Source organism: Streptomyces sp. NPDC039736 (assembly GCF_055596485.1).
Map to the genome: position 1 here is coordinate 379,789 of NZ_JBVIUQ010000004.1, position 24,861 is coordinate 404,649.

16 protein-coding genes, 1 tRNA gene and 1 pseudogene are annotated in these 24,861 nt (G+C 74.8%); 6 read left to right on the forward strand and 12 right to left on the reverse strand.

All coding sequences use genetic code 11. The features are described 5' to 3' along the window. Nucleotides 1-7: 7 nt before the first annotated feature. The gene (locus tag ACZ56L_RS14960; protein ID WP_345222885.1) at nt 8-946 is read left to right on the forward strand and encodes an FHA domain-containing protein; all 939 of its coding nucleotides are present in this window, start codon (nt 8-10) and stop codon (nt 944-946) included. Between the two features lie 19 nt (nt 947-965). On the opposite strand, the gene ACZ56L_RS14965 is transcribed toward ACZ56L_RS14960, so the two are convergent. Next, the gene (locus tag ACZ56L_RS14965; RefSeq protein WP_471064269.1) at nt 966-1,949 is read right to left on the reverse strand and encodes a methyltransferase domain-containing protein; all 984 of its coding nucleotides are present in this window, start codon (nt 1,947-1,949) and stop codon (nt 966-968) included. An 87-nt stretch (nt 1,950-2,036) separates the two neighbouring features. Here ACZ56L_RS14965 and ACZ56L_RS14970 point away from each other — a divergent pair, with 87 nt between their 5' ends. The 4 genes from ACZ56L_RS14970 (at nt 2,037) to ACZ56L_RS14985 (ending at nt 9,695) form a co-directional block, all read left to right on the forward strand. After that, entirely contained in the window at nt 2,037-2,441 is a 405-nt protein-coding gene (locus ACZ56L_RS14970) for a globin (RefSeq protein WP_345222882.1), read from the forward strand. A 188-nt stretch (nt 2,442-2,629) separates the two neighbouring features. Then, nucleotides 2,630-5,959: an FtsX-like permease family protein gene (locus tag ACZ56L_RS14975; RefSeq protein ID WP_471064271.1), complete on the forward strand. Its 3,330-nt coding sequence runs from the start codon at nt 2,630-2,632 to the stop codon at nt 5,957-5,959. Continuing rightward, a complete protein-coding gene (locus tag ACZ56L_RS14980) occupies nt 5,959-8,700 on the forward strand; it encodes an FtsX-like permease family protein (protein WP_471064273.1) in 2,742 nt (913 codons plus the stop codon). The genes ACZ56L_RS14975 and ACZ56L_RS14980 overlap by 1 nt, the downstream gene beginning before the upstream one ends. Next, entirely contained in the window at nt 8,697-9,695 is a 999-nt protein-coding gene (locus ACZ56L_RS14985; RefSeq protein ID WP_401761287.1) for an ABC transporter ATP-binding protein, read from the forward strand. Before ACZ56L_RS14980 ends, ACZ56L_RS14985 begins: the two co-directional genes overlap by 4 nt. A gap of 39 nt (nt 9,696-9,734) precedes the next feature. Here ACZ56L_RS14985 and ACZ56L_RS14990 read toward each other — a convergent pair whose 3' ends face one another. The 7 genes and pseudogenes from ACZ56L_RS14990 to ACZ56L_RS15020 form a co-directional block, all read right to left on the reverse strand. Further along, nucleotides 9,735-10,403, reverse strand: a complete 669-nt coding sequence (locus ACZ56L_RS14990; protein ID WP_401761408.1) for a DUF8010 domain-containing protein — start codon at nt 10,401-10,403, stop codon at nt 9,735-9,737. Nucleotides 10,404-10,405: 2 nt separating this feature from the next. Beyond that, nucleotides 10,406-10,861 carry an acyl-CoA thioesterase gene (locus ACZ56L_RS14995; RefSeq protein ID WP_345222878.1) on the reverse strand — a complete coding sequence of 152 codons (456 nt, stop codon included), beginning with the start codon at nt 10,859-10,861 and terminating at the stop codon, nt 10,406-10,408. A gap of 6 nt (nt 10,862-10,867) precedes the next feature. Continuing rightward, entirely contained in the window at nt 10,868-12,532 is a 1,665-nt protein-coding gene (gene ettA, locus ACZ56L_RS15000; protein WP_345226458.1) for an energy-dependent translational throttle protein EttA, read from the reverse strand. A gap of 172 nt (nt 12,533-12,704) precedes the next feature. Beyond that, a complete protein-coding gene (locus ACZ56L_RS15005; RefSeq protein WP_471064276.1) occupies nt 12,705-14,285 on the reverse strand; it encodes a TQXA domain-containing protein in 1,581 nt (526 codons plus the stop codon). 434 nt (nt 14,286-14,719) lie between these two features. Next, a pseudogene (locus ACZ56L_RS15010) lies at nt 14,720-15,127 on the reverse strand (single-stranded DNA-binding protein); the annotation flags it as partial. 193 nt (nt 15,128-15,320) lie between these two features. Continuing rightward, entirely contained in the window at nt 15,321-17,126 is a 1,806-nt protein-coding gene (locus tag ACZ56L_RS15015) for a GTPase (protein WP_471064278.1), read from the reverse strand. Between the two features lie 5 nt (nt 17,127-17,131). After that, on the reverse strand, nt 17,132-18,748 hold the full coding sequence (locus ACZ56L_RS15020) for a dynamin family protein (protein ID WP_471064688.1): 1,617 nt from the start codon (nt 18,746-18,748) through the stop codon (nt 17,132-17,134). Nucleotides 18,749-19,081: 333 nt separating this feature from the next. On the opposite strand from ACZ56L_RS15020, the gene ACZ56L_RS15025 reads away from it, so the two are divergent. Beyond that, nucleotides 19,082-19,154, forward strand: a tRNA-Arg gene (locus ACZ56L_RS15025). 503 nt (nt 19,155-19,657) lie between these two features. Here the strand turns inward: ACZ56L_RS15025 and ACZ56L_RS15030 are convergent. The 4 genes from ACZ56L_RS15030 to ACZ56L_RS15045 all read right to left on the reverse strand — a co-directional run bounded on the left by ACZ56L_RS15030 (nt 19,658) and on the right by ACZ56L_RS15045 (nt 24,703). After that, on the reverse strand, nt 19,658-20,320 hold the full coding sequence (locus ACZ56L_RS15030; protein ID WP_471064280.1) for a CAP domain-containing protein: 663 nt from the start codon (nt 20,318-20,320) through the stop codon (nt 19,658-19,660). 337 nt (nt 20,321-20,657) lie between these two features. Continuing rightward, entirely contained in the window at nt 20,658-21,134 is a 477-nt protein-coding gene (locus tag ACZ56L_RS15035) for an anthrone oxygenase family protein (RefSeq protein ID WP_471064282.1), read from the reverse strand. Nucleotides 21,135-21,182: 48 nt separating this feature from the next. After that, nucleotides 21,183-22,061 carry an ABC transporter permease gene (locus tag ACZ56L_RS15040; RefSeq protein WP_345222868.1) on the reverse strand — a complete coding sequence of 293 codons (879 nt, stop codon included), beginning with the start codon at nt 22,059-22,061 and terminating at the stop codon, nt 21,183-21,185. Next, complete coding sequence (locus ACZ56L_RS15045; protein WP_471064284.1) at nt 22,058-24,703, reverse strand: alpha/beta fold hydrolase; 2,646 nt, start codon at nt 24,701-24,703, stop codon at nt 22,058-22,060. Before ACZ56L_RS15045 ends, ACZ56L_RS15040 begins: the two co-directional genes overlap by 4 nt. Nucleotides 24,704-24,861: the final 158 nt, after the last annotated feature.

Sequence of the window (24,861 nt, forward strand, 5' to 3'; positions counted from 1 at the left end):
CGCCGACATGCCGACCTGCCCGAACGGACACCAGTCGGGTTCCGACGACTGGTGCGAGGTCTGCGGCCATCGCATGGCCGGCGCCGCGCCGCCGCCCCCGCCGCCCGGTTACGGATATCCACAGCCCGACCCGGGGTACGGCCCGGACGCCACCGCGCAGGCCGAGCTCTGCCCGCAGTGCCGCACGCCGCGCGAGCCGATGGCGCCGTACTGCGAGGAGTGCCGGTGGAACTTCCTCACCCAGCAGGCGACGTACGCGCAGCCGCCGCAGCAGCACATGCAGCAGCAGGGGTACGGACAGCAGGGGCGCGACCCGTACGAGTACCAGGGGTCCCGGCCCTCGCAGCTGAACCGCCCCGCCGAGCCGTACCAGCAGGGCGGCTACCAGCAGGAGTACCAGCAGCAGGGGCCTCCCGGGCAGCAGGGCCACGGCCAGCAGCACGGCGGGGGCGGTGACGAGGACTGGATGCTGCCGCCGCCGTCGCAGCAGCAACAGCAGGGCGGCTACGGGTACCCGCAGCAGGGCCAGCAGGGCGGCGGGCAGTGGTCGGCCACCGTGAGCCCGGACCGCGACTACTTCATGGCGATGATGCAGCGCAGCGGCCCGGAGGCGGGCGGCCTCAACCTGCCCGCGTACTCGCCCGAGCAGCAGATCCAGCTCAGCGGCCGCAACCAGATCACCATCGGGCGGCGCCGGCACTCCACCGGCGAGTCCCCGGACGTGGACCTCGCGGTGCCGCCGGAGGACCCGGGCGTCTCGCACCAGCACGCGGTGCTGGTGGAGCAGCCGGACGGGTCGTGGGCGGTCGTCGACCAGAACTCGACGAACGGCACGACGATCAACGGCGGCGAGGACCCGATCCAGCCGTACGTGCCCGTCCCCCTGAACGACGGAGACCGGGTGCACGTCGGCGCCTGGACGACGATCCGCATCCACCGGGGCTGAGGCCCCCGGGGTCCGGGGCTCAGCCCCCGGACCCCAGGAGCGGCCACGCGTACGGGCCCGCCGCGTCGTCCAGCCAGGCCCACTGGCCGCTCGGCGTCACCGTGACCCCGAAGCGCTCGCGCCGCGGGCGGCTCTCCAGGTGCCAGAGGGCGAGCGCCTCGTGCGGGTCGAGGCTGTTCGTGCTCAGCGAGAGCAGGAAGCGGAAGAGGTCGTCGTCGAGCGCCGTGCGCGGCAGGCCTCCCGTGTAGCGCGGGGCCGGCGCCATGAGTCCGCCGCGCAGCGGGACGAAGTACGCGGGGGTGGGCAGGAAGCGCCCCTCCGCGTGTCCCGCGTCGCGCACCCGCAGCGCGATCAGGCCCGTCGACAGCGGCGCCAGGATCCGCGCGCCCGGCACGCACTGGCTGAGCCAGTCCGGGGGCACCGACGGCACCGCGCAGGTGGCCATGATCCGGTCGTAGGGGGCGCGCCGCGGGCAGCCCCGGGCGCCGTCGCCGGTCTCGACCGTCGGCGCCCAGCCGGCCCGGCGCAGGTGCGAGCGGGCCGCGTCCGCGGTCTCCGGGTCGAGGTCGACGGAGGTGACCTGCTCCTCGCCGAGGCGGTGCGCGAGCAGGGCGGCGTTGTAGCCGGTGCCGGCGCCGATCTCCAGGACGCGGTGGCCGTCGCGCACCTCCAGTTCGTCCAGCATCCGCGCCATCAGCGAGGGCTGGCTGCTGGAGGAGAGCAGGACGCCGTCGCGCACCCGGGTGGCGAGCGGGACGTCGGCGTAGACGCCGCGCAGCCAGCGGGCCCGGCGGCGCGGGTCGGGGTCCTCGGACCACAGGCGTTCGTACCCGCCGGGCCCCGGGCGGAACCAGTACGGCACGAACAGGTGCCGGGGCACGTCGGTGAAGGCGGCCCGCCAGGCCGGGTCCTTCAGTGCTCCGGCCGCGGCGATCTCGGTGACGAGGGCGGCCCGCTCGTCGGCGTACGGGTGGGAGCCGCCGGACTCCGCTGTTGCGCCCATGTGCCCACTGTGGCGCGGGCACCGCCCCCTTGGCGAGAGGGCCCTAGGACCCGAGTCCTCGGCCGGGGCGTCTGAGACGATGGAGAGGTGAACGAGATTCCGCGGGGAACGCTTCAGGAGCAGACCTTCTACGAGCAGGTCGGCGGGGAGGAGACCTTCCGTCGCCTGGTGCACCGCTTCTACCGGGGCGTCGCCGAGGACCCGTTGCTGCGGCCGATGTACCCGGAGGAGGACCTCGGTCCGGCCGAGGAGCGCTTCCGGCTGTTCCTGATGCAGTACTGGGGCGGCCCCCGCACGTACAGCGACGAGCGCGGGCATCCGAGGCTGCGGATGCGGCACGCGCCGTTCCGGGTGGACCGGGCGGCGCACGACGCGTGGCTGCGGCACATGCGAGACGCGGTCGACGAGCTGGGCCTGGCCGCGGAGCACGAGCGGCAGTTGTGGAACTACATGACGTACGCCGCCGCCTCCATGGTCAACACGGAGGGCTGAACCACCCCGGGTGACCGCAGAGTTGGACGAATCCGCCCGCCGTTGACCGGCATGCGGTGATCCGCCGCCGGAATACGATCACGATCAGGTCAAGGCGGAACGGCAAGCGGTTTCCGTCCCTCTGTTCCTCTGACAGCATCCCGGGAGGGTTCCACGGAGCCCTCCCACGCGGCGGGTCAGGGGGACAGGTGACGGGGTTTGTCTTTCTGCGGGTGCGCGCGCACCGGCTGCTGCTCGCGGCGGCGCTGCTCGCGGTCCTGCTGACCACCGCGGTGCTGGCGGCGCTGACCGCCTTCTCCGGTTCCATCGGGGACGCGGGACTGCGCCGCTCGCTCGGCTCCCGCGACGCCTCCGCGGCTGCGCTGACCGTCACCAGCAGCGCCGTCACCGAAGCGCGGCGCGCCGACGCCGACGAGGTGGTGCGGGAGGCGGCGCGGCGCACCTTCGACGGACTGCCGACCCGCGTCGACGCCCTGAACCAGTCCGGGAGTTACGCGCTCCCGCGCACCCTGGGCCCCGCCGCGTCCCCGGGCGGCGAACCCGGCCTCACCAGGTTCGCCGGGCTCGACCGGGACCGGGTGCGGCTGACCGCCGGGACCTGGCCCGGGGCCGCGCCGAAGAGCGCGGACAGCGGCACCGTCATCGAGGTGGCGCTGCCCGACAACGCTGCCAAGGTGCTGAAGCTCACCCCGGGCCCCGCGGTCGTCACCCTCACCGACCGCCTCTCGGGCCCCGCCCGGAAGATCCGCGTCACCGGCCTGTACGAGCCGCGGAAGCCCTCCGACCCGTACTGGAAGCTGGAGGAGCTGAACGGGCGCGGCATCCGCAGCGCCACCTTCACCGCCTACGGGCCGCTGCTCGCCGACCCCGCCCTGCTGCGTTCGGCCACCGTGTCCTTCGGCAGCGTCGCCTGGATGGTCACCGCGGACTTCCGCGCCGTGGACACCCGGCGGATCGGCGCGCTGCGGGAGGCCGCCGTCGGGGGCGCCGCGTACGTCGAGGCCACCGCGCCGTTCAAGGGGGCGGTGGCCGTCGCCAACGGGCTGCCCCAGGTGCTGGACCAGGCGCAGCGGGCCCTGCTGGTGTCGCGTTCGACGCTGCTGATCGTCTCCCTGCAACTGATGCTGCTGGCCGGTTACGCGCTGCTGCTCGTCGCGCGGCTGCTGAGCGCCGAGCGGGCGGGCGAGACCTCGCTGCTGATCGCGCGGGGCGGCTCCCGGCAGCGCGTCGTGGGTCTGTCCGCCATCGAGGCCGCGCTGCTCGCGCTGCCCGCCGCCGTGCTCGCGCCGCTGCTGGCGGGCCCGCTGGCCCGGCTGCTCTCGGAGCAGGGCGCACTCGGGCGGATCGGGCTCTCGCTGGAGGCGGCGGGCCCGACGCCGGGGATCTGGGCCGTCGGCATCGCGGTGGGCGTCGGGTGCGCGCTCGCCGTGGTGGCCCCGGCGCTCGCCGCGGGCCGCGAGAAGAAGGGCCGTTCGGTGCCCGCGCCGATGAAGGCGGGCGCGGACGTGGCCCTGCTGGTGATCGCGGCCGTCGCCTACTGGCAACTGGACCGGCAGACCTCCGGCGCCGGACCGCTGTCCGGCGACCGCACCGGCGAACTGGGCGTGGACCCGCTGCTGGTCGCCGCGCCCGCGCTGGCCCTGCTGGCCGGAACCGTGCTGACGCTGCGGCTGCTGCCGCCGCTGGCCCGACTGGCGGAGAAACGGGCGGCGAGCGGCCGTGCGCTGCCCGTGGCGCTGGCCGGCTGGCAGCTCAGCCGGCGGCCGCTGCGCGGGACCGGGCCCGTGCTGCTGCTGGTGCTGGCCGTCGCGATGGGCATGCTCGCCATCGGGCAGGGCGCGTCCTGGAACCGTTCGCAGGAGGACCAGGCGGACTTCCGCGCCGGGGCCTCCCTCCGGATCACCGGCAGCACCGACTCCGGTTCGGGCGCGGGGGCCGCGTACCTGAAGACCCCCGGGGTGACCTCGGCCGCGCCCGCCGTGCGCCGCACGGTTCCGCTGTCGGGCGACCGGACGGCGACCCTGCTGGCGCTGGACACCGCGCAGGCCGACGAGGGCCTGCTGCTGCGCGAGGACCTCGTCGAGGGCGGCGCCCCGGCCGTCGGCACGCTGACCGCCGCCCTGCGCGGCAGCGACCTGAAGCGCCACGGCGTCCCGGTCCCCGCGGGCGACCGGTTCCGGCTGGACCTGACGCTCGGCCGCTCGTCCGGCGCCGCCTCCACGACCCGGGCGGAGATCCAGGTCGTCGTGGAGGACCGGTACGGCACCGCCCACCGGCTGCCCGCCGGGGCGCTGACCGCCGACACGCGCCCCCACGTGCTGACCGCGGACCTGGCCGCGGCGGGCGACCCGCCCCGGCCCCTGTACGTGACGGGGCTGGAGGCGACGCTCCCGAGGCCCGCCGGGAAGCCGGAGTACCTGGACCTGGACCTGACGGCGGTCCGGGCCGCGGACGGCACCGCCGTGCCCCGGCCGGCCCGGCTGGACTGGACGGGCGCCTCGGTCGCCGTGGGGGCGGAGAACGACGCGGCGGGCGCCAACCCCCACGCCGAGGCCGGCGTCGCCGTCCGGGAGCCGGGCGCCTCGCTGCTGCGGGCCGCCTTCGACACCGGGGCGAACAAGCCCGAGGACGCCTTCTCCGCCCAGATCCCCGTGTCCACCGTGCGGCTCAGCGCGACCGGCCCCCGGCCGGGCCCGCTGCGGGCCCTGGCCACCGACTCCTTCCTGGCGTCGGCCGGCGCCAGGGCCGGTTCCGACATCGACCTCGACCTGTCCGGCACCACCCTGACCGTCCGCGTCGCCGGCACCCTGCGGCAACTGCCCACCACCGGCCCGGCCACCCTGCCGGGCGGCAGCCCGAAGGAGGCCGAACGCGACGGCGGCGGCCTGCTGCTGGACCTGAACGCCCTCAACCGGGAGCTGACCCGGCAGCAGGCGACGACCCCGCAGCCCGACGAATGGTGGCTGGCCGCTGCACCGGGCCGGGCCGCGCAGGCCGCCGCCGAGCTGCGCGAGCGCCCCGACCTCGACCCCTCCCAGGTGGTCGTGCGGGACGAGACCCTGCGCGAGCTGGCGGACGACCCGCTCGGGGCGGGCCCCCAGGCGGCCCTCCTCGCGGTGGCCGTGGTGGCGGCGCTGCTCGCCGCGGTCGGCTTCGCGGTCGGCGCGATGGGCTCGCTGCGGGAGCGGACCGCGGAGTTCGCCGTGCTGCGGGCGCTCGGCACGCCGCCGCGGCAACTGGCCCGGCTGATCGCCGCCGAGCAGTCCCTGCTGATCGGCGTCGCGCTGGTCGTGGGCGTGGCCCTGGGCGCCGTGCTGACCCGGGCGGTGGTCCCGCTGATCGTGCTGACCGGGCAGGCCACCCAGCCGCTGCCCCACGTCCTGGTGCACCTGCCCGCCGGGCAGGTCGCCGTGCTGCTGGCGGGCGTCGTCGCCGTACCGCTGCTGGTGGTCCTGCTGCTCGCGCTGCGCCGCGGCGACCCCGCCACCACCCTGCGCTTCCAAGGAGGCGGCAACTGATGAGCCACCGCGCTGTCGCCCCCTGGGTGCGCACCCGGCTGCGCACCGCGCCCGGCGCCGCCGTCGCGCTGGGCGTGCTGGTCCTGGTCACGGCCTTCCTCGCGGCCGCCTATCCCCGGGCGGTGGACCGGTACCAGGACGCCGGGCTGCGTCACGCCCTCGGCACCGCGCCGTCCGAGCAGCGGGCCGTGCAGGTCACCCTCGACCCCTCGTCCGTCCCGGACGGCCGGCTGGTCAGGACGCCTGAGAAGCTCCGCGGCACGCTCCAGGAGATCGTGCGCACGCTCCCGGCGCCGCTGACGGCGGACCTCGCCGACTCCGCGTACGGGGTCCGCGCCCACCAGCCGCTGGTCGGCCAGGACAAGTGGCTGCCCCGGCTCAGCCTGGCGCCGGCCGAACTCGCCCTGTCCACGCGCTCGGACCTGGCCCGGCACTCCCGGCTGGTCGAGGGACGGGCCGCCGTGCACCCGCCGTCCGGGGCCGGGGCCGGGACCGGGGACGACTTCACCGCGGACGGCCCCGAGGTGGCGCTGGAGGGCGTGGTCACCCGGGCGACCGCCCGTGACCTGCGCATCAAGGTCGGCGCGGTGCTGCATCTCGCCCAGAAGAGCGGCGGGGGCGACACGGCGGTGCGCGTCACCGGCATCGTCGAGCCGCTGCGCCCCGCGTCCATGTACTGGGACGTCCGCCCGAGCCTGCACACCCCGGTGGTCAAGGCCGCCGACATGTCGGGCGAGACCGACTTCTGGTCGGCCGAGGTGCTGCTGCCGCTGGAGGCCGGGCCCGACCTGCCCGCCGGACGGACCGAACCGGCCCCCTTCTGGGACCTCGCGCCCCGCACGGACGCCCTCACCGCACCGGACGCCGGGCCGCTGACCAGCGCGGTCGCCTCCCTGGAGAGCGGCCCCGCGCAGAGCCTGCTGCGCGAGCGGGCCCGGGTGACGACCGTCCTCACCACCGACCTGGAGACCCTGGTCGCCCGTCATCTGGCCAGCCGCGCCACCATCGACCCGGTCGCCGCCGTCGCCGGATACGGCATCGGTACGGTCGCCGGGGTCGTCCTGCTCATGATGGGCGCGCTCGCCTCCGCCCGCCGCCACGGCGAACTGGCCCTGCTGCGGGCCCGCGGCGGTTCGGTGCGGGGCATGGCGGGGCGGCTGTGCGCCGAGCTGGCCGTGGTGGCGGTGCCCGCGGCGGCCGTCGGCTGGCTGGCCGCCTGGCTGCTGCTGCCGGGCGCGCGCACCACGGCGTCGGTGCTGGCCGCGGCGGCCGTCGCGGCGACCGCGGTGGCGGGACTGCCGGTCCGGGCCGCCGTGGCCCACCTGCGGCCCAGGACCCACGGGGAGCGCGCCGACCTGGTCCGGGCGAAGCCGTCCCGGCGGCGCACCGTCGTCGAGCTCACCTTCGTCGCCCTGACGGCGGGCGCGATCGCCGCGCTGAGCCGCCGCGGCACCGGGAGCGGCGCCGACGGGCTGGTCAGTGCGGCTCCGGTGCTCGTCGCGGTGATCGCCTCCTTCGTCCTCGTACGGCTGTACCCGCTGCCCCTGCGGCTGGCGGCGCGTCCGGCGGCCCGGCGCCGGGGGGCCGTCGGGTTCCTGGCGGCGGCCCGGTCGGGGCGCGCCCCGGCCACGGCGACGCTGCCGCTGCTGGCCCTGCTGATCGCCCTGTCCACGGCCGCGTTCGGCGGTTCCGTCCTGGCCGGGGTGTCGGACTCGCGGGACCGGGCCGCCACGGTGACGGTCGGCGCGGACGCCATGCTGCGCCGCAACGTGGGCTCGTTCGACGCGGGGACGGTCGCCGAGGTGCGGCGGACGGCCGGGGTGCGGGACGTCAGCCCGGTCGGCGTCGACTACCGCCTGTCGCTCCAGGACCGGCAGCCCGACGTCACGCTGGTCGCCGTCGACCCGGACTCGTACGCGAAGCTGTCCCGTCACACCGGCATCGGCGAGTTCGACCCGGAGGCGCTGGCCCCGCGGGGCCGGGTGTTCCCCGTGCTCGCCTCGCCGAAGACGGCCGCGCGGCTGGCGGGGAAGAAGGACCTGGCGCTGCGCAGTGTCGTCCTCGGCTCCTTCACGACGCGCCTGGGCGGCACCTTGTCGGCGACGCCCGTCATGGACGAGCGGGAGTTCCTGGTGATCGACAAGGCGGCGCTCCCGGGCTTCAGGCCGTCCACCCTGATGATCACGGGCAGCGGCCTGGACAAGAAGGCGCTGCGGGCGCTGGCGGGCCGGGACGCGGTGGTCGCACTGCGCACCGAGGCCCGTGCCGAGCTCAGCGACCCGCCGTTGCAGCGGGGTGCCGAGCAGGTGTACACGGCGGCGATCGCGGCCGGGGCGGGCTTCGCGGTGCTGGCCGTGCTGCTGTCGCTGCTGCAGAGTTCCCCGGAGCGCGGCGCGCTGCTGGCGCGGTTGCGCACGATGGGCCTGACCCGCAGGCAGAGCAGACGGCTGCTGGTCTTCGAGTCGCTGCCGCAGGCGCTGCTCGCGGCCTGCGGCGGGGCGCTGGTGGGCTGGACGGCGATCGCCCTGCTGTCCCCGAGCATCGACCTGGCCACGCTGGCCCTGGCCACGCACACGCACTGGGTGGGCACCGCCGCGGCCCCGCTGCGCACGGACGGCTGGTCGCTGCTGGTGCCGGCCGTGGCGGTGGTGGGCATCGCGACGGGTGTGGCGGCCCTCCAGGCGTGGTGGTCCACGCGGCGCACCACGACGACAGAACTCAGGGCAGGAGACGCTCGATGACCGATGCGATGACCGGCGCGACTTCCGGTACGGCCTCCGGCACGGGGTCCGGTACGGCGACGACCCTGGCGGATCTGGAGCGGGCGGCCGCCTCCCGGCGGGCGAAGCCCGCGTTCGGGCATGACGCGCTGATCGCCTGCGACCGGCTGGTGCGGGTGTTCACCACCGACGGGGTGGAGGTGCAGGCCCTCCAGGGGCTCGATCTGCTGGTCCAGGAGGGCGACCTGATGGCCCTGGTCGGCGCGTCCGGCAGCGGCAAGTCGACGCTGATGAACATCCTCGCCGGGCTGGACGAGCCAACGGCCGGCGCGGCGAAGGTGGCGGGCTGCGACCTGCTGGCGATGGGCGCCAAGGAGCGGCTGCACTACCGGCGCAACGTGGTCGGCTTCATCTGGCAGCAGACCGCCCGCAACCTGCTGCCGTACCTGACGGCGGCCCAGAACGTGGCGCTGCCCATGCAGTTGAAGGGGCGCGGCAAGAACGCGGAGCGCGTCGCCCGGGTGGACCACCTGCTGGCGATGATGGAGGTCGCCGAACTTCGCGACCGACGGCCCGCGCAGATGTCGGGCGGCCAGCAGCAGCGGGTGGCCATCGCGGTGGCGCTGGCCAACGAACCGTCCGTACTGCTCGCGGACGAGCCGACCGGCGAGCTGGACTCGGTGACCGCCGAGCAGATCTTCGCCGCGTTCCGGCGGGCGAACGAGGAGCTGGGCACCACCGTCGTCATCGTCACCCACGACCAGACGGTGGCCGACGAGGTCCGGCGCACCGTCGCCATCCGCGACGGCCGCACCTCGACCGAGGTGCTGCGCCGCACGGAGGTGGACGCCGCGACCGGCCAGGAGTCGGTGGTCGCACGCGAGTACGCGATGCTGGACCGGGCCGGGCGGCTGCAGCTCCCGCAGGAGTACACGGAGTCGCTGGACATGCGGCACCGGGTGATGCTGGAGCTGGAGTCGGACCACATCGGGGTGTGGCCGGACGACCAGAAGTAACGGGCCGGCCTCCGGCGCCTCCCTGGGGGGCGCGGGGTTTCAGGCGGGGGTGACCTGGAGCGCGCCCAGTCCGCCCGTGACCCCGCGCAGGGCGATCTCCCCGTAGGGCGTGCGCAGCCGCAGCCACGCGCCCGCCGCGAAGAGCGCCACCGGCACCCCGGGGCGCAGGAAGCCCAGCGACTGGGCCGCGTGCACGGCGCGCAGCGGCAGTTCGGTGCCGGCGAGGGTCCGCGACCAGATGTCGGCCCCGATCCGGTCCCGGGCCTGACGGGTGCGCCCGGCCTCCCCCAGCTCCTCGTCCCGGGCGCGGAACTCGGCGACGGCCGCCGCGACCACGCCCCGCATGGCCCCGGCGTCCGGGACGCCCTCGACCCGGTGCCAGCCGCCGCGCGGCGGGAGCAGACCGGCCCACGGCGGCCCGGTGACGGCCTGGGGGACCCGTACCGCGGGCGCGGCGTCCTCGATGCCGTCGAGGAGCTCACCGGCGGAGACGGTGACGTCCAGGTCCGCCGGCCGGGCGAGGCGCGCGGCGCGGACGGCGAGGACGTCGAAGGACGGCGGGCGGCCGAAGACGGCGAGCGCGCCGCCGTGCGCCTGGAGGCGGACGGCGGCGGCCCGGTCGTACCGCAGCAGACGGCCCAGGAAGGCGGCGAGGTCCGCCGCCTCCCCGGGTCCTTCGAGCTCCAGCGTCAGGGCTCCCGCCCGCACGTTCACGCCGCCACGGCCTTGCCGCGGCCGGTGACGTCGGCGGGCGTCGCGGAGTCGTCCAGGTACTCCAGCAGGAAGGACTTCTCCTCGGCGGTGATCCGCCGCGGCCGGCCCGCCGCCAGGTCGAACGGGACGACGACCGTGGACGCCCGGACGTACACCTGCTCGGGGTCCTTGATCTCGTACGCGATCGTCAGGGACGCCGCGCCGATCTTCGTGACCCAGGACTCGATGCGCACCGGCTCGTGCCGGTGCACCAGGGGCCGCACGTAGTCGATCTCGTGCCGGGCGACGACGGACCCGCCCGTGAAGGACGCGCTGCCCTCCCCCGGCGCGAGCCGGAACATGAAGTCGATCCGCGCCTCTTCCAGGTACCGCAGGAAGACGACGTTGTTGACGTGCCCGAAGGCGTCCATGTCCGACCAGCGCAGGGGGCAGGAGTAGATGTGGCGTGCCACTGGCTATCAGCCTCGGGTCAGCTTCTTGTAGGTGGCGCGGTGCGGGCGGGCCGCGTCGGCGCCCAGCCGCTCGACCTTGTTCTTCTCGTACGACTCGAAGTTGCCCTCGAACCAGTACCACTTGGACTCGCCCTCGTACGCGAGGATGTGCGTCGCCACCCGGTCCAGGAACCAGCGGTCGTGGGAGATCACGACCGCGGCGCCGGGGAACTCCAGGAGCGCGTTCTCCAGCGAGGAGAGGGTCTCGACGTCGAGGTCGTTGGTGGGCTCGTCGAGGAGGAGCAGGTTGCCGCCCTCCTTGAGGGTCAGCGCCAGGTTGAGGCGGTTGCGCTCACCGCCGGAGAGGACGCCGGCCGGCTTCTGCTGGTCCGGGCCCTTGAAGCCGAAGGCGCTGACGTACGCGCGCGAGGGCATCTCGACCTGGCCGACGTTGATGTAGTCCAGCTCGTCGGAGACGACGGCCCACAGCGACTTCTTCGGGTCGATGTTGGCGCGGCCCTGGTCGACGTAGCTGATCTTGACGGTGTCGCCGACCTTGATGGAGCCGCTGTCCGGCTTCTCCAGGCCCTGGATCATCTTGAACAGCGTGGTCTTGCCGGCGCCGTTCGGGCCGATGACGCCCACGATGCCGTTGCGCGGCAGGGTGAAGCTGAGGTCGTCGATGAGGACCTTGTCGCCGAAGGCCTTGGAGAGGTTCTCCACCTCGACGACGATCGAGCCCAGTCGCGGGCCCGGCGGGATCTGGATCTCCTCGAAGTCCAGCTTCCGCATCTTGTCGGCCTCGGCCGCCATCTCCTCGTACCGGGCGAGACGGGCCTTGGACTTGGTCTGACGCCCCTTGGCGTTGGACCGCACCCACTCCAGCTCTTCCTTGAGGCGCTTGGCGCGCTTCTCGTCCTTCTTGCCCTCGACCTTGAGGCGGGTGGCCTTCTTGTCGAGGTACGTGGAGTAGTTGCCCTCGTAGGGGATGGCACGGCCGCGGTCGAGTTCGAGGATCCACTCGGCGACGTTGTTCAGGAAGTACCGGTCGTGGGTGACGGCCACGACGGCGCCCGGGTACTTCGCGAGGTGCTGCTCCAGCCAGTTCACCGACTCGGCGTCCAGGTGGTTGGTGGGCTCGTCGAGGAGGAGCAGGTCCGGGGCCTCGATGAGCAGCTTGCACAGCGCCACGCGGCGCTTCTCGCCACCGGAGAGGTTGGTGACGGGCCAGTCGCCGGGCGGGCAGCCCAGGGCGTCCATGGCCTGCTCCAACTGGGCGTCGAGGTCCCATGCGTTGGAGTGGTCCAGGTCCTCCTGGAGCTTGCCCATCTCCTCCAGGAGCTCGTCGCTGTAGTCGGTCGCCATGAGCTCGGCGACCTCGTTGAAGCGCTTGAGCTTGCCCATTTGCTCGGCGGCGCCGTCCTGGACGTTCTCCAGCACGGTCTTCGACTCGTCGAGCTTCGGCTCCTGCATGAGGATGCCGACGCTGTAACCGGGCGAGAGGAACGCGTCGCCGTTGGACGGCTGCTCCAGACCGGCCATGATCTTGAGAACGGTGGACTTGCCCGCACCGTTGGGGCCCACCACACCGATCTTCGCGCCGGGCAGGAAGTTCAGGAAGACGTCGTCGAGAATCACCTTGTCGCCGTGCGCTTTACGCGCCTTGCGCATGGTGTAGATGAACTCAGCCAAGAGAAACCGTCCGGCAGATCGTGGGGTGGGCAGATACACCCCATCTTGCCTGACGTCACTCCCCCGGCGGTAACCGGATAACTGCCGGGGTGCCGGACGCGGGGCCCGGCGCGGGGGGCCGGGGGCCTGTCCTGGCAGGCCCCCGGGGGTGCCGTGGGTCTGCCGGGGGCGGTCAGTTCCCGTCGGGGGCGGGGGCGGGTTCCTTCTTGCGGAGCAGGACGACCGCTCCGGTGCCCAGGACCAGCAGGCCCAGGGCGGAGTAGAGGATCGCGGTGGTGGCGCCCGAGGCGCCGGTCTCGGCCAGGTTGTCGCCGGGGGCCGTGGCCAGGGGGGCGCTGCCGCCGGTGGCCGGGGTGGGGCGGTTGGCGGGGGCGTCGGCGGTGCCGATGGCGGCGGCGCCCGCGATCTCGCAGTCCAGGACGCCCCTGACGTTCATCCGCAGGGCGACGGGGCTGCCGGAATCGGCGGAGCCGTGGGGGGCCGGGGGGCCGGCGGAACCGGACACGGTGAGGTCGTACGCCTGGTCCTCCTGGAGCGGGACGGTCACCGTGCGCGAGCCGCGTGCCGGGATGGTGTGCCGGGCGCCCAGGAGCTCGAAGGTGAAGGGGGCGTCGCCCGCGTTGGTGCCGGTGAGGGCGATGCCGCCGTTGGCGCAGTCCCGCTTCGCGGAGAGCGCCGGGACCGCGCCCGCGGCCTGCTTCTCGGCCCAGGTGACGGTGGCCTCGGCGGTGACGGTGGAGGAGCTGGAACCGGCCACTATCTGGGTCTGGCTGTGCGTGTCGCTGACCAGGGCCCGCCCGATCGGCACCCGGGCGTCCGCCTGGACGGTGAGCGCGCTGGTGCCGGAGGGGACGTCCGCGGGCGGCTGGAAGTACAGGCGGGCGCCCCGGCCGACGTCCCGGAGCGGCCGGTTCTCGGCGTCGACGATCCGCATCCCGTGCGGTGCGTCGCCGGACGGGGCGACGGTGACCCGGTCCGCCCGGGTGCGCACGGTGACCGGGCCGACCCGTTCCCCGGCCCGGCCCGCGACGGCGGGCGGGTCCAGGGCGAGCGAGGCCTCGGGCTCCGCGGCGCGCTCGGCGGCCCGCGTGAGGTAGGCGGCGAGCCTGCGGGCGCTGCGGCCGGCCGGCACCGCCTCCACGTTGTCGGAGAAGTGCCAGATCGCGGCCTGGGTGCCGGCCGCGGCGGACGTGTCGTCGAGGGACTTCACGTCCGCCGCCTCGGCGAGCTCGGAGAGGTTGTTGACCTGGGGGTAGGAGTGCTCCAGGATCCAGCGGATCTTCCCGGCGTTCTTGTTCTTGTGCAGCGAGGACTCGTCCCAGCCGACTTCCTTGTACGTCGTCCCGGTGCGGGCCGCGCTGCGCAGGTCGACGCCGTAGCTCTGGAGGGTTCCGCCGCCGGTGACGGTCATCTCGTAGAGGCCGGCCTCGGTCTTCCACTCCTGGCCCGCGTCACGGATGGTGACCGTGCCGTGGACGGTGAGCCTGCCGAGGGTGGCTGCCGCGCCTCCCGGGTTGCGCGGCTTCTCGGCTGCTGCCGCCGGGGTGCCGGCCGCCGGGCCCGCCAGGAGCAGCGCGGGGGCCAGCGCGACGACGGCGAGCCCGCGGACGGCGCGGGCGGTTCTGCTGGTGCGGCCGGTTCTCGTGGTGCGGTCGGTACTGGTCGGTCTCGTGGTGCAGTCGGTGCTGGTGGTGGTGCGGGGCGCGCGAGCGGTGCGGCGCCTTCGTTCCGAAGCGGGCGCTTCGTCAAACATGCAAGTCCCCTCCGGGCGAGGTTCTTTCGCATGGTGCGCGTGTGGGGAGTGCCTCGCCTGCAACCTCAAGAGCCCCATGGGTATCCGGGAATCCTATGGACGCTCCGCCGAACAGCTCCCCGCCTTGCGTCCGGACGTCCGATTTAGCATCGGAATCGTTATCGTCGGTGACCGTTCCTTTGTGCTTGGCCACGTTGCGTGGTGACGCCGGGTCAGGAGGCGGCCCCCACGGGGCGGCCGGGCCTGCGGGCGGGTTTCACGTCCGGAGTCCTCCCACCGCCGGGGACCGCCTTGTCCGAAACCGCCTTGTCCGGGGCCGTCCTGTCCGGGCCCGTCCCGTCCGGGGCCCCGCGTGCCGCCCAGGTCACCGGGATCTCGCCGCCCCACCCCACGACCGCGGGCGAGCCCGCCCCGGGCGCTCCGCCGTTCCCGGCGGCGGCGGCCTCGCGGACGGAGGCCGGCTCCACCAGGCGGGGGTCCGCCCTGGCCACCCGCCGGAAGGCGGAGGTCCCCCGGGACAGGTCGTGCCCCACCGCCACGGCGTCGACGTCCGCCGAGAGCCACCGCCGGTCGTCCTTCGTCTCGTCCTTGACCCGCAGCCGGCCGTAGACGACCAGCGGATCGCCCACGTCCACCGAACCGGCCAGGTTCCCGGCGAGCGAGCGCCTGGCCCACACCGTGTAGAAGCTGGTGGGGCCGTCGACCCAGGCGTCCTGCCCGCGGTCGAAGCGCCGGGCGGTCACCGCGAGCCGCAGCCGTACCGATCCCGTGCCCAGCGCCGATTCCATGAAGACGGGTGCGGTGGCGGCGTTGCCCACCAGGGTCACCATCGTGTCGTTCATCGCTTCTCCCCCGTTCTCTGCCTGCCGTGCGGCGCCTGTCGTAAGGCGCCTGTCGTCATGCTGACCGGTTTCCGCGATTCCCGCCGGGGCCTGTGGACAACGGGCCGGATGGGGAGAACCCCGTCACCCGACGGGGTGACGGGGCCTTCCGCGAGGGCCGCGCGAGCAGCCCGCACGACACGGAACGGGCGCGTCAGCCCAGCCCCGCCCCCGTCACCACCGCGTACCGCTCCCGCACCTCCCGGTAGCGCAGCAGCTCCGCCGAGACCGGGTCCAGGACCTTGGCGCGGCCGCAGCCCGCCGCCGCCTCCCGCAGCCGCCGCTCGGCGTCCTGCCCGTACCGCCGCGCGGGCCCCCTGGCCGCGGCCCAGCAGCCCCACTCCACGACCGGCCCGCCGGCCACCCCGGCCAGCATCAGCAGGACCGGCGGCAGCAGGTCGGGCTCCAGCACCCCGAGGACCTGGCCCAGCAGCCAGAGCCCGCCGTAGACCTGAAGCAGCGTCATCGCCGCCTGGGCGAGCACCGCGGCGGGCCACCAGGCGGGCCTGGGCGGGTTGCCGCGCGGCACCCCGGCCTCCAGGACGAGCACGTCCAGCTCCTCGGGCAGCCCCTTCGCCCCGCGCACCGCGGACTCCCGTACGGCCTGCGCCCAGGGAGCGGGCAGCCCGTGGGTCGCGGCGTCGGCGAGGGTCCGCACCGCCTGCTCGACCCGTTGGCGCGCGGTCACCTCCACGTCCGCGGGCGGCACGGCCGCCTGCTCCGGCCCCACCGCGCCGCCGCCCGGGACGCGCCGGGCCTCGTACCAGCGCCACAGCCGCAGCCACGGCGACCCGCACGCCCTGCCCGCGTTGCGCCGCCACTCCCGCTCGGCCGCCTCTCCGGCCGCCGCCGCGCCGACCGCCGCCGCCAGCCGGTCCGTGAACTCCGCCCGTGCCCGCTCGCCCAGTCCCGCCCGGCCCTCCGCCACGTACACCGGGCGCAGCCCGGCCGCCGCCGCGTCCACGTCCGCCGCGAGCCGCCGGCCCGCCGCGCCCCTTTCCGTGACGAACGCCCGCAGCAGTTCGCGGAGTTCCTCCATCCCCTCACCCGTCAGGGCGGAGAGCGCGAGGACGACGGCCCCGGGTTCGCCGTGCTCGCCGAGCGCCATGCCGTCCTCGTCGAGGAGGCGGCGCAGGTCGTCCAGGACCAGGTCGGCGGAATCGCCGGGCAGCCGGTCGATCTGGTTGAGGACGACGAAGGTGACCTCGGCGTGCCCGGCGAGCGGCCGCAGATAGCGCTCGTGGAGGGCGGCGTCCGCGTACTTCTCCGGGTCGACGACCCAGATCACCGCGTCCACCAGGGCCAGCACCCGGTCCACCTGTTCGCGGTGCGCGGTGACGGCCGAGTCGTGGTCGGGCAGGTCCACCAGGACCAGTCCGCGCAGGCCCTCGTCGCCGCCGGCGCCGGTACCGGCCGGGGAGGGGCGCCGGCGCAGCCGTCCGGGGATGCCGAGGCGGTCCAGGAGCCCCGCCGCGCCGTCGGTCCAACTGCACGCGATCGGCGCGGAGGTGGTGGGCCGTTTGAGCCCGGTCTCGGAGATCCTCACTCCCGCGAGGGAATTGAAGAGCGTGGACTTGCCGCTTCCGGTCGCGCCGGCGACGGCGACGACCGTGTGCTGGGCGGACAGCCGCCGGCGTGCCACCGCCTCGTCCAGCACCCGCCCGGCCTCGTGCAGGGCGTCGTCCGCGAGCCGGGTCCGCGAGAGCCCCAGCAACTCCCGCAGCGCGTCCAGCCGTACGGACAGGTCGGCCCCGTACTCGCCCCCGCCCGGCGGCAGGTCGCCGAACTCGTCCGCGGGGAAGTCCCGCGGCCCTTCGAGCGCCCGCGCCCGCGGCACCCGCCCGCGCGGGCCGTCGCCCGGCCGCCGGTCCGCCGCCCGCCGGGCGATCAGCCCGTCGTCCCAGCCGCTCCGGTTCGCCCTCGCCGCGTCCGCCGCGTCCGCACCCGTCTCCGCGCCCATCGCCGTCACCTCTCCTTCTTCGTCACGGACAGCGCGGCGATCAGCTCGGCCTGCGGCTCGGGCGTCACGTCCAGCGCGTCCAGGGGGGCCAGCCGCCGGTCGCGCTCGGCGTGCAGGACCCTTTCGATGTACGTCGTCACCAGTTCGCCGCCCCGGTCGCGCAGCCGCAGCGCGCCCTGCGCACCGATGCGCTCCGCCAGCCGCTCCCCGGCCGAACGGGCCCGCCTGCCGCCCAGCAGGGAAGCGGCGAGGAGGGCGGCGACGGCCTCGGGGTCGGGGGCCGCGGGCCGCTCCAGCTCCAGCTCCCGCACCTCCTCCTCCGCCAGTTCCTCCAGCACCCGCCGCCAGCGCCGCACGACCAGGCCGATGCGCTCGCCCGACTCGGGGTCGGGGCCGGCCGGAACCACCGCCCGGGCCGCGGGTTCGGCGCCCCACACGGCGCGCACCTGTTCGTCCGCGGCGGCGACGGCGCACTGCAACAGGGCGGTGAGGCTGTCCACCAGGGATTCCAGGAGCTCCCCGTCGGTGGCGTCCGCGGGGTGGGCCCGCCAGCGGGTGAGGGCGTCACCGGAGAGCACCGCACCGCTCTCCAGCCGCCCGCGCACCCGTGCGCCCTCCTTCGCGTACGCGTTCTCCACGGCCCCCGTCAGGCGTACGGAGGCGGCATACTGGGCGGCGACCGCGCCCGCCAGCTCCGGCATCCGGGCGTTCAGGGAGTCCATGACGCCGCACGCGGTGCGCGCGACGGCCTGCTGCCGGGCGGCGGGGTCGCGCACCCGGTGGGTGAGCCACTCCAGCAGCGGGGCGACCGCCGTGGACGGCAGCAGCCCGTTGCCTCCGCCCGCCGACTCGGGGAGTTCGGGGACGGTGAAGCGGGGCACCGCGCCGAGCCCGGCGCGGGTGAGCAGCGCCGCGTACTGCCGCGACACCTCGCCGACCACCTGGTGGGGCACCCGGTCGAGAACGGTCACCAGCGTCACGCCGTACTCCTTGGCGGTACGCAGCAGGTGCCACGGCACCGCGTCGGCGTAGCGGGACGCCGTCGTCACCATCACCCAGATGTCGGCGGCGCAGAGGAGTTCGGCCGCGAGCACCCGGTTGGCGGACACCAGCGAGTCGATGTCGGGGGCGTCGAGGAGGGCGAGTCCCGCCGGGAGCGACGCGGAGGTCTCCACCCGCAGCACCCCGCTCTCCTGCTCCTCGCTCCCGTCGCCCCTGGCGTCCTGGTCCTCCCGTTCCTCCTCGCACCGCTCCGGCAGCCACACGCGCGTCAACTGCGGCAGGACGCGCTGTCCCGCGAACCAGTGGTGGTCGTCGGGGTGGCACACCAGGACCGGGGTGCGCGTCGTCGGCCGCAGCACACCGGCCTCGGTGACGCGTCTGCCCACCAGGGAGTTGACGAGCGTCGACTTGCCGGCCCCGGTGGAGCCGCCGATGACGGCGAGCAGCGGTGCCTCGGGGGCGCGCAGCCGGGGCACCAGGTAGTCGTCGAGCTGTGCGAGAAGCTCCACCCGCGTCTGCCGGGCCCTGGGCGCTCCCGGCAGCGGAAAGGGGAGGCGCACGGCGGCGACACGGTCGCGCAGGGCGGAAAGTGCGTCGAGCAGCTGAGGCCGTACGTCCAAGGTCACCACATACGAAGAATGCCCAATTATGACCTTTTTTAGAAGCGTATAGAGGGCTTCTGCGCGCCGATATCCCCCCAATCGGTGACAATGCGCACCCCGGGACACTTGGGACGAGTGGGGCACAGGCATAACGAGTGCACAACACCCGGGGTACGGGACGCCAAAAGCGGTGCGGGATTCGCACTTGCCTGCGATTATCGGGGGCGCTTCACTGAACCTCCACATCGTGCCACGCAGGTGAAGCAGCCGGGCCAAGGCGATCGGAGCCCTATCCTTGTCCCCGGCAACGGCCCCACCGGCCGACCCGGGCCCCACCAGGCCCACCGCCCGGCCCCCGTAGCTCAGTGGATAGAGCAGGCGCCTTCTAAGCGCTTGGCCGCAGGTTCGAGTCCTGCCGGGGGCGCACCGCGCGAAACCTTCGGGCCCTCCCTTCCGGGGAGGGCCTTTTTCGCGCGCACCGCCGCCACCCGGGCAGCGCGACGCGCCGTCGCCGCACCCGCGGGCCCGCAGAGCGGCCTCACCCGGCAGCGGGGCCCGTTCCCGAACCGCCGGGCCCCGCCCTCCCCGACGACGACGCCCACGTCAACAACGTCGTGCGGAATTCCCGTTCGAGGGGTTTTCCCCGCACCGGGCGGAGGACGGGCAATGCGGTGAACGGCGCGTGGGAGGGCGGGCCCGCCGATGTCGTCGAGTGCAAAGGCTCCGCAACCGGGGGCGCTTCACGTGCCGATGTGGAATTGCCACCGCTGTTCCGCCCGACGGAATCCGCCGTCCGCCCCCGCCCGGGTGCGCGTCGTCGAAAAACGCGCGCAGGTTCCGCACTGCGGCCCTGAATTCGCCGACTGCGGAGCGCCGTGCGCGACCGGCCCGCCGCCGCGGGTGCGGCCGGTCACGCACGTGCGGCCCCTAGCGGGCCGGCACGGCCAGGGTCAGCGTCCACCAGGTGCGGCCGCCGGACCGGACGGCTCCCACCCCCGCGTGGCGGAACGCGCACGTGAGCATGGACCGGCGGTGCCGGGGGCTCTCCTTCCACTCCCGCAGCGCCGACGGCGCGTCGTAGGAGGCCACGGCCAGGTTCTCGGCGGCGCGCCGCCAGCGGTACCCGGCGGCGTTCAGCCGTTCTCCCACGTCCCGGTTGTACGCGTCGGTGTGGGTGAGGGTGCGGCTCTTCGCCAGGTACGCGCTGTGCTGCTGCGCCACGTACGTGAGCGTCCGCTGGGTGCGCACCGGACGGCATCCGGCGGCCGCCCGCTCACGGTTGAGCAACCGCACGAAGGCGGTGGCCACCTGGCTCGGCGTGGCCCGGGCGGCCGCCTGGCGGGGCGAGGGCCCGTCGGGCGCCCCCTGCGGGGCGGTGTGCCAGGACGGCGGCGGCATGGTGTACGTACCGGACGGCGGGGGGCTCGCGTGGTGGGCCGGGGGCGGACCCGGCACGTACTGCGGCGCCGGTGGCAGCGGTTCGGCCGGCCGGGCGGCCGCAGCGGCGCCGGCCGCCGCCACGGGCAGCAGCGCGCCCCCGGTGACCGCGAGCACCAGCGCCACCACGCCCGCGCGGGTGCGACGCCGCACCGGCCGGCGCGCCGGCGGCGGGCACTCTTCGGCCGGCTCGCGGCCTCCGGTGCCGAAATGCCCGGACAGGCCGCGAGTAATCCATGCGGCACGGAATGAAGCGGATTCCGAAAACACTCTCTCTTTCCTCCATGGGTAGAGAACGTGGCGTGCGCGACGGCGAATCGACCCGATGCTCACCCTCCCCCCTTCGAAGGAAGATCGCCTCTTGAGGACTCCGGAATTCCGCTTTTCCGCATGGTTGAACCCTTGGTGTCGCCGTACCGGCGCCCGGCACCGCGATCACACCTGCCGGAATGAACAGCCCGCGCGGGGCGGACGGAACCGGGGGCCCGCGTCAGCCGGTCACCACCGCGCCCGCCACCAGCAGCGCGAAGCCCGCCACCGCGCACAGGGTGCGGACGGCGTGCAGGCGGTTCCAGCGGGTCTCGAAGGCCGCGCGGGCCTGCATGTCCGTCGTCGGTCCGTTCTCGGCGGACGCGAGGGCGTTGTTCAGGGGGACGTTGCCGCCCGCCGTGACGGCGTGGTTGAGGACGGTGAGGGCCAGGCCGCCGATCAGCAGCCAGAGCTGGAGGGAGGTGCGGCCGCCCTCCGGGGGGACGAACAGGGCGGCGGCGGGGAAGAGCACCGACGCGAACATCGTCGTGACGAAGACAGCGCGCGGCACCTCCTCGTTGATGCGCCGCATGACCGCTGCGAACTGGTCGTCCGGCACCCGCGCGAGTGCGGGCATGACGCCCGTCCGGAAGACGAGCATCATGCCCGCGTAGAGGCCGGCGGAGACAACTGCCAGGGCGAGCAGAAGAGTTGACATGCCGCACATGATGTACGGAGCCGACCGCCCGCCGCAGCTTCGATTACGTCACGAGACGATGTCCTTGCGGGAGAAGCCCCGGAAGGCGAGGGCGAAGAGGACCAGCGCGTACGTCACCGAGACCGACGCGCCCTTGAGCATGCCGCCCCACTCCAACTGCGGTTGCAGCGCGTCCACCCAGGCGAACTGCCAGTGCGCGGGCAGGAAGTCGCGCCAGTCGCCGAGCGCCGTGACCGCGTCCAGGACGTTGCCGACGATGGTCAGGCCGACCGCGCCGCCGACCGCGCCCAGCGGGGCGTCCGTCTTCGTGGAGAGCCAGAAGGCCAGCGCCGCGGTGACCAGTTGGGAGACGAAGAGGTAGCCGACGATGATCGCGACGCGGGGCAGGGCCGTGCCCGCCGCCAGGGCGCCTCCGGTGGGGAGTTCCAGGGGCCCCCAGCCGTAGGCCGCGGTGCCCGCGACCAGGGCGACCAGCGGCAGCAGGACCATCGCCGCGAGGCTGAAGGCGAGCGCCACCGCCAGCTTGCTCCACAGCAGGCGGGCGCGGGGCACCGGGGCGGCCAGCAGGTAGCGCAGCGAGGACCAGTTGGCCTCCGAGGCGACGGTGTCGCCGCAGAACAGCGCGACCGGGATGATCAGGAGGAAGCCCGCCGAGACGAAGAGGCAGGTGGCGGCGAAGTTCGCGCCGGACGCGGTGGCGGTGTCCATCAGGTTGATGCGGTTGTTGGCGCCGCTGCCGCGCTCGGCGGGGGTGCCGCCGATGGCGAAGGCGGCGATCAGGACGAAGGGCAGTGCGCCCAGGATCACCGCCATGACCAGTGTGCGCCGGCGCCGCCACTGGCGCCGGGCCTCCACCCGCAGCGGCAGGGTGCGGCCGGGGCGGTAGCCGGGGGCGGTGTCCGCCGCGGCGGGGCCTGCTGTGCTCATGCGGAGCCTCCGATCAGGGTGAGGAACGCGTCCTCCAGGCGGCGGTGCGGGCCGACGCCCGTCACCGGCACGTCCAGGCGCACCAGTTCCGCGACGAGCTGCTGTGCGCTCGCGCCGTCGAGCCGGACCAGGAGGCCGCCCTCGGCGCGTACCGCCGTCTCCACGCCCGGCAGCGCGGCGACCTTCTCGACGGCCGCCGCGGTGACGTCGCCGGCGACGGTGACCAGGAGCGTGTCGCCGGACCCGATGATCTCGGCGACGGGCCCGGCCTGGACGAGTCTGCCGCGGTCCATGACGACGAGGTCGGTGCAGGACTGCTCGACCTCGGACAGGAGGTGGCTGGAGACGATGACGGTGCGTCCGCCGGCCGCGTACCGGATCATCACGTCGCGCATCTCGCGGATCTGCGGCGGGTCGAGGCCGTTGGTCGGCTCGTCCAGGATCAGCAGGTCCGGCATGCCCAGCATGGCCTGGGCGATGGCCAGGCGCTGGCGCATGCCCTGGGAGTACGTCCGTACGGCGCGCTGGAGGGCGTCGCCGAGGCCGGCGATCTCCAGGGCCTCGTCGATGTGCGCGTCCTCGGCGGGCCGCCCGGTGGCCTGCCAGTACAGGTCGAGGTTGGCGCGTCCGGAGAGGTGCGGCAGGAAGCCCGCGCCCTCGACGAACGCGCCGACCCGGGAGAGCACCGGCGCGCCGGGCCGGATGGCGTGCCCGAAGACGCGGATCTCGCCGCCGTCGGGGGTGATGAGGCCCATCAGCATGCGCAGGGTGGTGGTCTTGCCCGCGCCGTTGGGGCCGAGCAGGCCCAGCACCTGGCCCCTCTCGACCCGGAAGGAGAGGTCGCGGACGGCGTACCGGTCGCCGGACTTGCCGTACCGCTTGCTCAGGGAGGTGATCTGGAGGGGGACCTCGGCGAGCGCCGGGTCCGGCGCCGGGGCGGCCGTCCGGCGCCGGGCGCTGAGCAGCAGGAGTCCCGCGACCAGCGCGCCGGCGAGCGGCAGTCCCCACACCCACCGGGCGAGCCCGGCGGCGGCGGTGGCGAGCTCCGCGTCGGTGGGGACGCTCAGCGTGCCGTCGGCGAGCGAGACGGTGTACGCGGCGGGCTCGGCCGGGGAGGCGTAGCCGAGGTCGGTCGCGGTGAGCAGGAGCCGCATCCGGTGTCCGGCCTGGAACGTGTGGTCGACGGCGGGGAGCGTCAGCTCGACGGTCCTCCCGGCCTTCGCGCCGGTGACGCGGACGGGGGCGACGAGCTGGCGCGGGAGCACCTGCCGCCCGTTGGCGGCGGCGTCGTAGACCTTCGCGAAGAGGACCATGTCGTCGCTGGTGGACTTCACCCTGACCTTGACGGTGGGCGTTCCGGTGACCTGGACGCCCTCGTCGAGGGGCGCGGAGTCGTAACGGGCGTACTGGCCGGGGAAGTCCAGGGAGAGGCCCACGCCGAGCCCGGAGAGCTGCGAGAGGGCGCCCGCGCCGGGCACGGCGGAGATGGCGGGCGGGTTGCCGCCCGCCGGGTTGCCGAAGGTCTGCTCGGGCTTGCGGCCGGTGAGGGGGACGGCCCGGGCGCCGCCGCGCAGGCCCGGGTAGACGTCGGCGGAGGCGCCGCGCAGCCGGGCTGCGCCGTTGGTGGAGTCGACGCCTCCGGTGCGGCTGACCCGGAAGGCGGGGCCGGTGTCGACGGAGGTGTCCTTCTTGAGGTACCGGTCGAACCAGGCGGTGACGCGCCGCTGTGCGCGGGCGGTCTCCGGGTCGCCGCCGTCGTGTCCGCCGGAGAGCCAGTCGACGGCGACGGGGGCGCCGTTGCCGGTGATCGCCCGTGCCATCCGGTCGGCCTGGCCGAGGGGGAAGAGGGAGTCGCTCTGGCCCTGCAGGATCAGGGTGGGCACCTTGATGCGGTCGGCGACGGCGGCGGGGCTGAGCGCCCGGAGGGCGGCGCGCGCCGCGTCGTCGGGCTTTCCGGTGACGGCGACCCTCTCGTACAGCTCGCACAGCTTCGGTTCGAAGCGGTGGCAGCCGCCGCCGGTGGTGACGAAGATCCCGGCCCAGAGCTTCTTGAACACCCCGTCGGGGAAGAGGGAATCGGCGAGGTCCCAGTACGTGATCCGGGGGGCGACGGCGTCCACGCGGGGGTCGTGGCCGGCGGCCAGCAGGGAGACCGCGCCGCCGTAGGAGCCGCCGGTGACGCCGACGCGGGGGTCGCCGTCCTCGTCCAGCAGGACCTCCTTCCGGCCGGCCAGCCAGTCGACGAGCCGGGTGACGTCGGCGACCTCGGCGTCGGGCGCGTTGAGGCCGATCTTCCCGCCGGACCTGCCGAAGCCGCGGGCGGACCAGGTCAGGACGGCGTACCCGTCGCGGGCGAGCTGCTCGGCCTGGGCGCGGACCTCGTCCTTTGACCCGCCGAAGCCGTGCCCGATCAGGACGGCGGGGCGGCGGCCGCCGCCGTCGCCGACGAAGTACGAGGTGTCGACGCGTGCGCCGGGCATCTCCAGCATGCGGTCGGACCTGTGCACCGGTACGGGGTCGTCCGCGGCGGCGACGGACGCCCAGACGCCTCCGCCCAGCGACACGGCGAGCACCGCGGCCACGGCGGCGAGCCGACGCCCGCGCGGGCGTCCGCGCGGAAGTCGGCGAAGGGGATTCTCCATGCTGACGACCCTACGGTCCGCCCCGGCAGCCCCGGGCCGCCGCCGGGTGGAACTCGTGCCCCTCCGACGGGAGTAGACCGCCCGGCCGCCCTACCGCGACCGCTGTACGCCCCGGACGGCGGACCGCGGCCGCCGGGTCCGGTGCGCCCGCGCTGGAA